This is a genomic window from Cupriavidus sp. 05N39 (assembly GCF_056397325.1).
Genome location: NZ_JBFTNE010000068.1, coordinates 1 through 13,238 on the forward strand (window position 1 = coordinate 1; position 13,238 = coordinate 13,238).

The following is a 13,238-nucleotide window of genomic DNA, read 5'->3' on the forward strand; positions in this document are numbered from 1 at the left end:
CCCCAGCGCGATGCGAAGCGAGCCGTCAAGGTGTACCAGGCCGTATGGGGCGCCTCGTCGKCAGGCAAAAAGAGCGGAAAAGAGGGGGCCATGTTTGAGTATCGCCTTAAGGCGATGCGAGTTTGGCCCCCGGCCGCTCTTTTTGTCTGCCGACGAGGAGGGGGTCGCCCCATCCGGCGCGCCTTCTTTGCCTACTTTCTTGGCAAGACAAGAAAGTAGGTCGCCGCCCCGCAGGGGTGGTGAAACTGCTTTGACTTTAAGCCTTTGAAGTTGAAGTTAAGGCAGTCCCAAGTCCCAATACCCCAGCAAAAAACCAACACGATCCCCCCGCCACGCCACCCCCACCACATCCAGCTAAAATCCCCCTGCCCCCCGCGCGCAGCGCGGCCCACAAACCGCTACCCCGCGCCCCCCATGCCCACCTACCCGGCGCCCCGCCACGCCCTCCTGGCTCTCGCCCTTTACCTGGGCACCACAGCCGCATGGGCCGCGCCCGAAATGCCCGACGTACCGGCTTCCACCGCTACCACCACCAGCAACTGGAAAATCTCCGCCGGCCCCGGCATCTACGTCGCACCGAAATTCCCCGGTGCCCGCGACTCGCTCATCTACCCGATCATCTACCAGGACATCGACTACAAAGGCCGCTTCTTCTCGCGCGGTTTCGATTTCCTAGGGATCTACGCCGTCAACAACGACATCTGGCAGGTTGGCGCGGATTTCCAGCTCGACCCGACCTGGCGCAAGAGCAAGGACGACAGCCGGCTGAACGGCCTGGGCGACGTCAACATGACCGTGCGGGCGCGGGCATTTGCGCAGGCACAGGTGTCGTTCGTGACCTTCTCGGCGGATGTCGCGCAGGATATCGCTGGCCAGGGACAAGGCCTGATCGCAAACGGCGACATACTGTTCAGCCTGCCCGCGGGTAAGTGGCTATTCACTTTGGGGCCGGGACTGACGTGGACCAACAGCAAGTACATGCAGACTTTCTTCGGTGTCACGGCGGACCAGAGCGCACGCTCCGGCTTGCCCACGCATGCCGTGGGGGCTGGCCTGCGCGAATGGCATGCGAATGGCATCGTCAGCTATGAAATCTCGCGCAACTGGTCCGCGCTGGGCTCGGTGACATTTGCACGGTTGCAGGGCGATGCGGCCAGCAGCCCTATCACCGAGCGGCGTCAGCAATGGACCGGCATGGGCGCGGTGACCTACCGCTTCCGCTAGCCGGCGGCCTTATGGCACGGCCCGCAGTCCTCAGGACCGGCCCGGCCCCGGCACTGCCGTGCCCCCGGCCGCGACCGGGGCGGTGGGCCGCAGCACCAGCCAGACGGCCAGCCCGATCAGCGCCCCGCCCGCCACATGCGCCCATGACAACTGCTCGCCAAGGAAAATGGCGCCCCAGACGATGCCGAACGGCGGGATCAGGAAGGTGACCGTCAGCGAGCGTACCGGTCCGAGGTCGGCGATCAGGCGGTAGTACAGGATGTAGGCGATGGCCGTGCAAAGCATCCCCACTCCGAGCATCGCCAGCCATACACCCGGCCCGGCAGCCGGCAACGTGTTTTCGCGCGCCAGCGCGATCGCGCAGAACGGCAGCAGGAACAGGCTCGCGCCAAACATGCTGCCAGTCGCCACCAGGCGGCTGTCCAGCCCGCCTTGCGCGGTGATCCAGCGCCGCGCAAGGAAGCCGGCCAGGCCATAGCAGGCGGTAGCCACCAGGCAGGCGGCGGCGCCGAGCATCACCTGCGGCGAAAACGCCACCGGACCGGTGCGGGTCAGCACCGCGACGCCGGCCACACCGAGGACGACCCCGCCGGCCTTGGGTAGCGTCAGGCGTTCGCCAAAGCACAGTGCGCCGATCAGGACACCCATCAGCGGCGTCATCGCATTGAACACTGCCGAGTAGCCCGCCGGCAGCCAGAGTGCCGCGAACGAGTACATGACGAAGGGGATGCCGGAGTTGATCACGCCCAGCGCCATGACCTGCCGCAACTTGCCCCGCATATCCCAGCGCACGCGCATAAGGGCCAGGCAGACCGCAAGGGTGATTGCGCCGATCAGTACACGCAGGAAGGCCGCGGTCAGCGGGCCGAGCACCGGCGCCCCGATCCGCAGGAACAGGAAACTGGCGCCCCAGATGGCGGCAAGGCTAAGCAGGCGAATCAGGTCTGCGGGTTTCATGTGAGGGCATCGAGGATGGTGTGCACGGATTAAACCCCGCAGCCGAAGTGGCCGCAAGCTGGTTTCGGACATCTCCCTGCCTGAAACAGGCGCCACGGCAAGGCACTGGAAACAGGCAAAAAAAGTGCCGCACAAGGCTCTCACATGTAAGATTGCAACGTTCATACCCTACTGATGAGGGGACGCCCACATGTGGTACGTGACAAGTCGTATTTAGTTATTTTAAAATCTGATCTGCGCCAGAGTTAATTGACCCCTCCGACGCATTCCCGACAAGCCGCCACTCACGTGGCGGCTTCTTTTTTTGCGGCGCACGGTTCACAACTATAAATCAACGTCAACCGCAACGGGAGATGCCGCGTTTGCAGCGTCATGAAACGACAGTTCCTTGGCTTGCTAGCCCGCATCTACGTCCTCCAATTTGCCGTCGAGGTGCCGGCCACCGTGGCCATGCTGGCCGAGATGCTGATGGAGTACGGCTTCCAGGTCGACATCGGCACCGTCCGCCCCTTGCTGCGTGCCTTGCAGATGGAAGGCTATCTCGAGAGCGTCCTGCGCGACGGCATTGGCCGCGTCTACCTGATCACGGAGCGTGGCCGGGAAGAGCTGCAAAGCAGCCGCGCCCACGTCGACGATCTCCACCGCCGGCTGCACTCCCGCAACAATCCTTCGGAAATCTCCCACAGCTGATTGCCCCGGAGGCCGGCCAACGATATTGGCCGCCCCCCTGGCGCCGCCACAGCCCGGTGTCGGCGCGAGCCCGTACTGGCTTCTCCGATCGCGTTTCCCCCGTACACGTCCCCCCCGCAAAATCGCCCCATGCAGGATCGCTTCGCCGCAATGCTGCATGCGATGCATAACGTACCCGTTTCTGCGTGAGGCAACATGCTTCGCGTCAATGAAGACGGCCCGGCGAGGCCGGCGCGCGGTTGCACCGGCCGCACCGGGCCTGCTGACTGACCGCTCTTGCTGGCTTACTTCTTCTCTGCCTTGCCTTCGTAGCGCTTGCTCCATTCGGCGAGGATGYGATCGCGATTGGCGCTGGCCCAGTTGAAGTCGTTCTTGATCAGGCGCTTCTCGTAGTCGGCCGGCAGCAGCGGATCCGGTTTGGCGATGCCCGGAATGGCCAGGACCGCGAAATTCTTCTCGTACAGCGCCATGGCCTCGGACGAGGCGGAGAAGTCGGCGAGCTTGCGCGCGGCGTCCAGGTTCCTGGTGCCCTTGATGATCGCGGTGGCCTCGATGTCCCAGCCCAGTCCTTCGGCGGGCAGCACGATATCGATCGGCGCGCCTTCCTTCTTGGACTTCATGGCGCGGTATTCAAACGCGATGCCGATCGGGAACTCGCCCTGGGCGGCCATCTTGCAGGGCTTGGAGCCGGAGTGCGTATACAGGCCGATGTTCTTGTGCAGGGCGTCCATGTAGGACCAGCCCTTCTGCTCGCCCATCATCTGCAGCCAGGCGCTGACATCCAGGTAGCCGGTGCCCGACGACGCCGGGTGCGGCATGACGATCTTGCCCGCGTATACCGGCTTGGTCAGGTCGGCCCACGACGTGGGCTTGGGCAAGCCCTGCTTCTGTGCCTCGATCGTGTTGAAGCAGATCGCCGCGCCCCATACGTCCATGCCGACCCATGCCGGCGGGTTGGCGGCGCTGCGGTATTGCGCATCCACCGCGGCCAGGTTCTTGGGCGCGTAGGGCTGCAGCATGCCTTCCTTGTCGAGGATGGCGAGGCTGGAGCCCGCCAGGCCCCACACCGCATCGGCGCGCGGCGCGGCCTTCTCGGCCAGCAGCTTGGCGGTCACGATGCCGGTGGAATCGCGCACCCACTTGATCTCGATCTCGGGATTGGCTTTTTCGAAGGCAGCCTTGTAGGCGGCAATCTGGTCGGCTTCGAGCGCCGTGTAGACCGTCAGCACGGTGCTGGCATGGGCGGCGCCGGCCAGCAGCGAGAAGGCGGCCACAGCGGTGGCGGTGCGGAACAGGTGAGGCATGGTTTCTCCTTGGGATGCGTGTCTTGGTGTCGGGCAAACAGGGTTGGCAGGTCTCAGCCTTGCGGCGCGCGCCAGGCTTGGGTGCGCCGCAGCCAGCCGCGCGCGGCGCCCATCAGCAGCAGGCAGGCCAGCGCGGAGGTCAGCAGGATCAGCGTGGACATGGCCGCCGCCGGCGCGGTGTCGCCGGCATCGTCCATGTTCAGCACAGAAATGGCGGCCAGCACGGTATCCGGGCTGTAGAGGAAGACCACGGCGGACACCGTGGTCATCGCCGAGACAAAGAGGTAGCGGAAGATATCGATCAGTGCCGGCAGGCAAATCGGCACCGTCACGCGCCAGCAGGTGACCAGCGGCGCCACGCCGAGCGAGAGTGCCGCGGCTTCGAACTCCGCATCGAGCTGGCGCAGCGCGGCGGCGGCAGTGAGATGGCCCGTGGTGTAGAAGTGCGCCACGTTGCAGATCACCAGCAGCGTCATGGTGCCGTACAGCGTGTGCAGCGGATTGGACGGCGCGTTGAAGAAGAACACATAGCCCAGCCCGAGGACCAGGCCGGGCACCGCCATCGGCAGCACAAAGCCTGCCCGCAGCACGCCATGCAGCCAGGCCGGCCCGCGCGTGCGTTCGGTCAGCCAGGCGCCGAAGAAAATCGCCAGCGTGCCCGCCAGCGCGGTGAGCGCGGCCAGGCGCAGGCTGTTGCGGTAGGCCAGCCAGCCGCCGCCGTCCATATTGTCGAAGTCGTAGTGCGCCAGCGTCAGCTGCAGGTTGTACGGCCACAGCTTGACCAGCGAAGCGCCCACCGCCGCGGCCAGCACAGTCAGCAGGAGCGCCCCGGTCACGATCACCACGAGCGTGCAGCAGGCGTCGCGCAGCGGGTCACGGCCAGGCACATAGACCTGCGCGCGGCTCGACATCTGCGCGCGCTGGCGGCGCTGCATGGCGATATCCACACCGAAGGTCAGCAAGGCCGGCAACAGCAGCAGCATGCCGATCAGCGCGCCGCGCGCGAACTGCTGCTGGCCTACTACCGCCTTGTAGGCTTCCAGCGCCAGCACCGGGTAGCCGCCGCCCACCACCTTGGGCACACCAAAATCCGTCACTACCAGCGTCAGTACCAGGCAGGCCGCGCCAAACAGCCCGTGGCGGGCCCCTGGCAGCGTCACCGTCAGGAACGTCCGCCACGGCGAAGCGCCCATCGCGCGCGCGGCCTCGTACAGGCGCGCGTCTGCCAGCGAGAGCGCCGCGATCAGCACCATCAGCGCGTGCGGAAAGGTGTAGAAGGCCTCGCCCAGCACGATGCCCCAGAAGCCATAGATGCCGCCCGCGCCAAACGCGCCTTTGAAAATGCCCTGGTTGCCGAACAGGTAGACCAGCGCGATGCCCGGCAGCAGCGAGGGCGCAAACAACGGCAGCAGTGCGATGCCGCGCCACAGCGGCTTGAAGGCGATACGCGAACGCTGCAGCGCATAGGCAAAGCCGAAGGCCAGCGGCACCACCAGAGCGGCCACGGTCAGGGAGACGGCGAGACTGCGCCCCAGCAGCGGTACGAAATTGGGATTGGCTGCAAGCTCCGCCATGCGCGCGGGAAGGGCCCAGTGCCCGGCCTCGTCGAACCAGGCTTGTCCGAACAGCGCCAGCAGCGGAAGCGCCAGCGCCACGGCCAGCGCTGCCAGCCAGAGCCATTTCATCGCGGCGGGCGCGCCGTGGGCGATGCGGTCCGCCAGGCTGCCGGCGCCGCGCGCGCGGCTGGCGATGGTGGCAGCATCGTTCGCTTTGGCGGCGGCCACGGGCAACGCGCGCGTCATGCGAACACCTGCAGCGCCTGGCTCGGCAGCGACACCCAGAACTTGTGGCTGCCCTGCGCCGGCAGCAGGTGGCGTTCCTCGCGCAGTACGTCGGCGAACAGCGTGATGCCCGGCAGGCGATCGGCCTCCAGCATCAGGCGGTAACGGCTGCCCAGGTAGGTCTGGTCAACGATGCGCGCCAGCAAGCGGTTAGGCTCGCCGTCGGCAGGGTGCAGCCGGACCGCTTCCGGCCGGCAGCACAGGCGAACGGCGCCATCGGCGACCTCGCCGGCGCGGGCCGGAGAAACCGCCAGCTCAAGCTCGCCCACGCTGAAGGTGTCGCGCCCGCTGAGCCGTCCCGCCAGCCAGTTGGCCTGCCCGATAAATTCAGCGACGAAAGGCGACGCCGGGCGCTCGTAGATTTCGCCGGGCGTGCCGACCTGGGCGATGCGCCCGCCCTCCATCACGGCGATGCGGTCCGCCATCGCCATGGCTTCTTCCTGGTCGTGCGTGACCATCACGGTGGTGATGTTCAGGCGGCGCTGCAACTGGCGCAGTTCCAGCCGCAGGTGCTCGCGCACGCGTGCGTCGAGCGCCGACATCGGCTCATCGAGCAGCAGCAGCGAGGGCGCCGGCGCCAGCGCGCGCGCCAGCGCCACGCGCTGCTGCTGGCCGCCGGAGAGCTGCCCGGGAAACTTGCGCTCGCTGCCGGCCAGCCCCACCAGCGCCAGCATTTCACCGACGCGTGCCTCGCGATGCGCGCGCCCCATGCCGCGGCCCTGCAGGCCGTAGGCTACGTTCTGCGCCACGGACAGGTTGGGAAACAGCGCATAGGACTGGAACAGGATGCCGTAGTCGCGCGCTTGCGGCGGCAAGCCGGTCAGCTCCCGCCCGCCGGCGTGGATGCGCCCACCGTCTTCACGCTCCAGCCCGGCGACGATCCGCAGCAAAGTGGTCTTGCCGCAACCCGACGGGCCGAGCAGGCACAACAGCTCGCCTTGCGGCACCGACAGCGAAACACCATCCAGTGCCTGGAAACCGCCTGCCCCGCCGAAACGCTTGCCTACCCCTTCGATCGCCAGGAACGCGCGCTCCGGCACGGACTCACCTGCTTGCATGAACAACCCTCTGCGCTTTGGTAACAGCGGGCAGCATAGGGAAACCGGATGCCAGGCGTGTGGCAGCCGGGCAAAGAATCCCGATAAGGGTATTGGCGGATTTTGGGGTCAGTGGCCTGTCGGCACAGCTTGCACCTTGGCGTGCATCGTCGCTTTCCCACCCGCCGCGCAGATCTCCATCAGGCCGGCGAGCGGCACCGGCTGCCAGAACAGGTAGCCCTGTACCGCGTCGCAGCCCCGGTCGCGCAGGAAGGCGAACTGCGCCGGCGACTCCACGCCTTCGGCCACCACCTGCAGATTCAGCTGGTGCCCGAGGGTGATGATGGCGGACGCCACCGCCTGGTGATGTTCATCATGGGCCACGTCGTCGACAAAGGATTTGTCGATCTTGAGCTTGTCGATCGGCAGCCGCGTGAGGTAGTTCAGGCCCGAATAGCCGGTGCCGAAATCATCGATCGACAAGCCCACGCCGAGCGCGCGCACGCGCTCGAAGGTATCGATGGTCTTGCTGCCACCCTCGATCAGGATGCCCTCGGTGACCTCGATGGTCAGGCTCGCGGCCGGCAGGCCGGCCGCCGCCAGGCATTGCGTGACCATGGCGGGAAACCCGGCCTGCCGCAGTTGCAGCGGCGAGATATTCACCGCCACCTCCAGGTCCAGCCCGAGGCTGGTGCGCAACTGCTGGATCTCGCGGCAGGCCGTGGCCAGGATCCATTCGCCCAGCGGCATGATCAGGCCGCTCTCTTCGGCGATGGGGATGAACTCGGCCGGCGGGATCACGCCGCGCTCGGGCGTGTCCCAATGAATCAGCGCCTCCACGCCGAGGATGCGCAAGCTGGCGGCATCGACGATGGGCTGGTAGCGCAGCCTGAAGGCTTGCGCGGCCAGCGCGCGCCGCAGCAGCCCCTCGATGGTGAAACGCGCCATCGACGCCTCCGCCATTTCGCTGGAGAAGCGGCTGAGTTGCGCGCCACCGCCACGCTTGGCTGCGTACATGGCGGCATCGGCGTTCTTGAGGAGGTCTGCAAGGTTGTCGCCGTCATCCGGACAGATCACCATGCCGATCGAAGGCGTCACACGCAGCCGCTGGTTGCCCAGTTGCAGGTCTTCCGACAAGCGCGCCAGGATCTTGGCGGCGACCAGCTCGGCCTCGCTGTCCTGGCTCACCGGGTCGAGCACCACCACGAACTCGTCGCCGCCCATGCGCGCGACGAGGTCGGCGTGGCGCACGGCGGCCTTGAGGCGGTCGGCGACGATGCGCAGGACCTCGTCGCCGATGTGGTGGCCGAGCGATTCGTTGATGCGCTTGAACTGGTCGAGATCGAGCAGCAGGAGCGCGATGCGCTCCCCCTTGCGCAATGCGCGCTGCAGCACCAGCTCCGTGCGTGCATGGAGCTGGGCACGGTTGGGCAAACCCGTGAGGGCGTCGTGATGCGCCAGGTGCCGGATATATTCGTCGGCACGCTTGCGCTCCGTCAGGTCATGCGCGATAGCGAGATAACCGCCGGCGTTCAGCCCCGCGATGACAGCGCCGCCGGCTACGGCAGYCGCCGGCGTATCGTCCGAGGCGCCTGGGGCGCGCGCCTCGGGCAGGGCGCTCAGCGTCAGCTGCACCGGCAAGCGCGAGCCGCCCTTGCGGACATAGGTCCACTCTTGTTCATCGGCCAGCCCAAGGCGCGCCTTGCCGACCACGGCAGGCAAGCCTGCGGCGACCGGCTCGCTCAGCTCGTTCGTCAGCGCGGCAGCGCGCACCGCGACCTCCCGGGGGTCGAGAAGATCGAGAAAGCGCATGTGCCCGGCCACCTCGCCGGCCTGGTACCACAGCATGCGCTGGGCGGCGCGGTTGATGCCCGTCACCAGGCCGTCGCGGTCGAAGGTAATGACGCTAAGCGCCGTGTGGTCAAGCACGCGTGCGCTGCGCTCGGCCTGCTCGGCGGCAGCCAGTTCGGCGCGGCGGATGGCGCTCAGGTCGGTCACCACCCACATCACGCGGCCGGGACCGGCGGCGGGCACTGACGTCACCGCTACGCGCACGGGAAAGACCGTGCCATCGGCCTTGCGGGCGCGGGTCTCGCGCCGCCCGTCCGGCGCGGGCAGCATGGCGGCGTCAGGGAGCAAGGTGGCAATGGGCGTACCGGCGAACTGGTCCGCCGCCTTGCCGAACAATGTCGTGGCAGCGGCACTGGCGATCTGGACCTGGCCATCGGCATCGCACACCAGGAAGGCATCGGTGGCACTGGCCAGGCCCGCGCGCTGCAATGCGGCGTCCGCCTGCCGGCCCTGGCGGGCCCGCGCCGCGAGCCGCCACGCCCTGTCCCGCTGCCGGGCCAGCACCAGGACCAGCCACGCCGCCATCAGCGTCGCCGCCAAGCCGCCCGCCAGCGTCAGCCGGGAGCGCCGCGGGCGATGCGCCGTCTCGAAGGCTGGCAGGGGGGCGGCACGCAGGGTCCAGATCCGGCCGCCGAATGTCAATTCGCGCTCTGCCTGCTGCTCCGGCGCCGGCGCGGCCGCCGCCACGGGCTCCGCGTCGCCGGCCAGCAGCGCGCCGGGCCGGGTGTCGCGCCCGTCATAGAGCGTCAGCGACAAGGTGCCGGCGGCGGGCAAGCCGACGCTGCGCAACAAATCCTCCAGGCGCAAGGACGTATAGACGTAGCCGGTCACGGCCAGCTGGCGCTGGACCGGCGTGTTCAGCGGCAAGCCGCTGCCGTACACCGGCAGGTAGAGCACCGCGCCGCGTTGCGGCGTCTGCGTTTCGTTCTCGTGCACGAGTTCCACGCCGGTGGTCAGGCGCACCTCGCCGCTGTTGCGGGCAGCCTCGGCGGCGGCCCGGCGCACGGGGTCCGAGAGGATGTCGAAGCCAAGCGCCCGCGTGTTGCGCCCGGCGAAGGGCTCGACATAGACAACCGGCGCGTACACGTCGCGCGGGCCCAGCGGGTAGACCTCGAAGCCTGGCTGGCCCTGGTGACGTATCGTCTCGACCAGCCAGTCGAGCTCCCTGGGAGGGGTCAGGCGCGCATAGCCGATCGATTGCGTGCCGGGCGGCAGCTCGTCCAGTTGCGTGGTGTACAGGTAGTTGCGCCATTGCTCGCGCGTGGCGACGGGATCGGCGGCGAACAGCCCCGCGGTCCCGCGCAGCAATTGCTCGTTCTCCTGCAGGCGCCGTTGCAAGGCCGTAAAGACCGGCGAGAACAACGCATCGAAATCGTCGCGCACTACCCGGTCCTCCAGCGTGCGCATGCCGTACCAGGCGCCGCCCGTGGCCAGGGCGCCGGTAGCGGCAACCAGCAGGGATAGCAAGACGGGCGAAAGTGAGGGCAGTTTCATGAACAGGGGGAGCGGATGGGAGCCCTCGACGGCCTCACCCTGCCGTCGCAGGGCTTCGAGCCACTATACCGTGACGTCAACGGCTCGCCCACCCCCGGCATCCCGGAGTAACGTGCGGCGCCACACGCACTCGCGCGGCACGCCCCGCGCGCCCATCCGGACTCGCGCGGGGCAGGCGCTTGTGGTAGGGTTGGCGGGCCCGCAAGCCTGCCGGAGCCCGACTCCGGCAGCTACGCGGGCCGGCCGGCCAGAAGGCACGCGCCATTCCCCGACACCGCCGGCTCGCATGCCCCAAGTTTCGCTTTCCCTGAAGGCGCGTCTCGCGCTGATTTCCACGGCGTTCGCCGCCGTACTTGGTACCGGCATCGTGCTGGCTTCGCTCTATTATGCGCACGACGACCTGCGCGCCGCGTTGCAGGACCAGCAGGACTCCATCGTCAAGCTCGCCTCAAACCAGCTCGACACCGCGATGGAAGACCGCATCACCCTGCTATCCCACGTGGCCCCGCAGCTCGCCGGGGAGCTCGGGCGCCCCGGCAACGAGCTGCGCCGCCTGCTGGAGCGGCGGATTCCCGTTCCGGGCACCTTCAATTCGTTCATGGTGGCCGATGCCCAGGGCCGCATCCTGGCCCACGACGGCGTGCCAGTGAACGTCGGCGACCGCGACTACTTCCGCGAGGCCGCGCGCACCCTGGAGCCGGTGATCACGCCGCCCATCCGCGCCCGCATCAATGGCGCGACCGGGGTGCTGGTGGCCGTGCCGATCGTCTCCCCGCAAGGTGAATTCGTCGGCCTGCTGGGGGGCTGGCTCGACCTGTCGAGCGCCAACTTCCTGGTGGAAATCACGCACAACCGGCTTGGCACCACCGGCTTCTATTGCCTGGTATCGGCCGGGCGCATGCCGGTCTACGTGCGGCACCCGGATCCGGGCATGACAGCGCAACCGGCACGCGCGCTGGGCGACACCTGTGGCGTCTATGATCGCAGCAGCGCTATCGAGTTTCTCTCGCCTTTCAGGCCGCTGATTTCCCGCTACCTGATGGAGAGCACGGGATGGGAGCTGGTGGCGGTGCTGCCCGCGCGCGAGGCCTTCGCCCCGCTGCATGCCATGCAGGCGCGCTTCCTCGGGCTGGCCTTGCTGGCGCTGGCGGTGGTGGCGCTACTGATCTGGCTGACCCTGCGGCACCTGCTGGCGCCGCTCACGCGCCTGCACCAGGTGGTACGCGACAGCGCCCGTGACCTTGCCGCCTACGAACGGCTGCCGGCACTGCAGAACGACGAGATCGGCGATCTCGCGCGCGCCTTCGGGCAGTTGATGCAAGACGTGCGCGAGCGGCGCGAACAGCTCGACCTGAGCGAGCGCCAGCTGCGCGCGGTCACCGATACCCTGCCCGCGCTGCTGGCCTTTGTCGGGCCCGACGAACGCTATGTCTTCAACAACCTGGCCTATGAGCGGACCTTTGGCATTCCGGTGCAAACGCTGCGCGGCATGACCGTGCGCGAGGTGATCGGCGAAACCCGCTATGCGCGCGTCCGGCCGTTCCTGCAAAATGCCTTGTCCGGTACCTCGGTAACGTTCGAGGTGGAGGAAAGCGATCCCGAGTACCGCTGCATGGAAACCAATTTCCGCCCCGAATGGAGCGCCGACCGCAGCCAGGTGATGGGCGTGCACGTGCATGTGCAGGACGTGACCCAGCGCAAGCTGGAGACCATGCGGCTATCGCGCATCTCCCGGCTGGATCACCTGACCCAATTGCTCAATCGCGGCGCCTTCGAGTCGCTGTTGCAGGCGGCCATGGCGCGCAGCCGTGAAGATGGCCGGCTGATGGCGCTGCTTTACCTGGACATGGACCGCTTCAAGGCCGTCAATGATTTCCACGGCCATATCACCGGCGACCTGCTGTTGCAGGCCTTCGGGCGGCGGCTGCTGCGCTGCGTCCGCGAACGCGACACCGTGGCACGCCTGGGCGGAGACGAGTTCGCCGTGGTGCTGGAGGATATCGGCGCTGCCGCCAACGCGCGGCGCATCGCCCAGGCCATCGTGCATTCGGTTGGCCGGCGGTTCTTTATCGACGGCGTGTTCGCGGATGTCGACGTGAGTATCGGGGTGGCGCTCTATCAGGGGGCGCCGATGCCGGACCAGGAGCTGATGCGGCAGGCCGATACGCTGCTCTATCGTGCCAAGGCCGCGGGGCGCGGGCGGTTCGAGATGGGGCCGGATGCGCTATTGGGGGAAGGGGACGAGGACTGAGGCCAGGGCCGCGGCACGGCTTGCACAGCGTCGCGAAGCACGGCATCACCCCGATTGACTTGCCCCGCCGCCCGCGGCGCTTCGGAAAACGGATGTCGGCGATGGTCCGCGTGGGCGCCAGCACCCGGGCGCGGCAGGTCAATGCAAGCGCCTTTACTTTGCCGCCGCTTCCCTTTACTTGCCTTGCGGCGGCGCTGCGCCTACTCCTTCCCCTCGTTGAATGGCACGTGCTTGCCGTCCCGCGACTGATACCCAAGCTTGGTATCCGCCCCCATCATCCTCTCCCACGCCACCATCGCATCGGCCACGGCATTGGGCTCGCCCTTGAACACGAGCACATCGTTCCCGCAATTGGGACACTGCCCGCCAAACACCGCATCGATGCCACGCAGGTTAGGCGCATCGATCGCATCGAAGGTGCTGAACGCCGTCTTACACGAGCCGCACACCAGTTGCGCGGGCCGCAGGCCCTCAAGCCGTGTGCGTGCCTGCTCGGCACGCTCTGCCTGGCTGCCCCGTCGTTTTGCTTCACCCATGATGAACTTCCTTCCACAGCCTGTTTGCTGCGCTCTCACTTGATTGATGGATC

9 protein-coding genes are annotated in these 13,238 nt (G+C 67.5%); 3 read left to right on the forward strand and 6 right to left on the reverse strand.

Annotation, left to right across the window (positions count from 1 at the left end; all coding sequences use genetic code 11):
* Positions 1 to 414: 414 nt before the first annotated feature.
* A complete protein-coding gene (locus AC1DN0_RS27545; RefSeq protein ID WP_441637123.1) occupies positions 415 to 1,224 on the forward strand; it encodes a MipA/OmpV family protein in 810 nt (269 codons plus the stop codon).
* Positions 1,225 to 1,254: 30 nt separating this feature from the next.
* Here AC1DN0_RS27545 and AC1DN0_RS27550 read toward each other — a convergent pair whose 3' ends face one another.
* Entirely contained in the window at positions 1,255 to 2,181 is a 927-nt protein-coding gene (locus AC1DN0_RS27550; protein WP_051647945.1) for a DMT family transporter, read from the reverse strand.
* Positions 2,182 to 2,553: 372 nt separating this feature from the next.
* On the opposite strand from AC1DN0_RS27550, the gene AC1DN0_RS27555 reads away from it, so the two are divergent.
* Positions 2,554 to 2,871: a PadR family transcriptional regulator gene (locus AC1DN0_RS27555; RefSeq protein WP_035858983.1), complete on the forward strand. Its 318-nt coding sequence runs from the start codon at positions 2,554 to 2,556 to the stop codon at positions 2,869 to 2,871.
* 284 nt (positions 2,872 to 3,155) lie between these two features.
* Here AC1DN0_RS27555 and AC1DN0_RS27560 read toward each other — a convergent pair whose 3' ends face one another.
* From AC1DN0_RS27560 to AC1DN0_RS27575, 4 genes are all read right to left on the reverse strand, one after another.
* Positions 3,156 to 4,175, reverse strand: a complete 1,020-nt coding sequence (locus AC1DN0_RS27560; RefSeq protein ID WP_477146154.1) for a putative 2-aminoethylphosphonate ABC transporter substrate-binding protein — start codon at positions 4,173 to 4,175, stop codon at positions 3,156 to 3,158.
* A 53-nt stretch (positions 4,176 to 4,228) separates the two neighbouring features.
* Positions 4,229 to 5,977 (reverse strand): putative 2-aminoethylphosphonate ABC transporter permease subunit, encoded by a 1,749-nt coding sequence (locus AC1DN0_RS27565; protein WP_441637128.1) that lies wholly within the window; start codon positions 5,975 to 5,977, stop codon positions 4,229 to 4,231.
* A complete protein-coding gene (locus tag AC1DN0_RS27570; protein ID WP_441637130.1) occupies positions 5,974 to 7,074 on the reverse strand; it encodes a putative 2-aminoethylphosphonate ABC transporter ATP-binding protein in 1,101 nt (366 codons plus the stop codon). Before AC1DN0_RS27570 ends, AC1DN0_RS27565 begins: the two co-directional genes overlap by 4 nt.
* A gap of 108 nt (positions 7,075 to 7,182) precedes the next feature.
* Positions 7,183 to 10,398 (reverse strand): bifunctional diguanylate cyclase/phosphodiesterase, encoded by a 3,216-nt coding sequence (locus AC1DN0_RS27575; RefSeq protein ID WP_477146155.1) that lies wholly within the window; start codon positions 10,396 to 10,398, stop codon positions 7,183 to 7,185.
* A gap of 286 nt (positions 10,399 to 10,684) precedes the next feature.
* Here AC1DN0_RS27575 and AC1DN0_RS27580 point away from each other — a divergent pair, with 286 nt between their 5' ends.
* Complete coding sequence (locus AC1DN0_RS27580) at positions 10,685 to 12,649, forward strand: sensor domain-containing diguanylate cyclase (RefSeq protein ID WP_441637494.1); 1,965 nt, start codon at positions 10,685 to 10,687, stop codon at positions 12,647 to 12,649.
* Positions 12,650 to 12,849: 200 nt separating this feature from the next.
* Here the strand turns inward: AC1DN0_RS27580 and AC1DN0_RS27585 are convergent, their stop codons facing one another.
* Complete coding sequence (locus tag AC1DN0_RS27585) at positions 12,850 to 13,185, reverse strand: hypothetical protein (RefSeq protein ID WP_035859003.1); 336 nt, start codon at positions 13,183 to 13,185, stop codon at positions 12,850 to 12,852.
* Positions 13,186 to 13,238 lie beyond the last annotated feature (53 nt).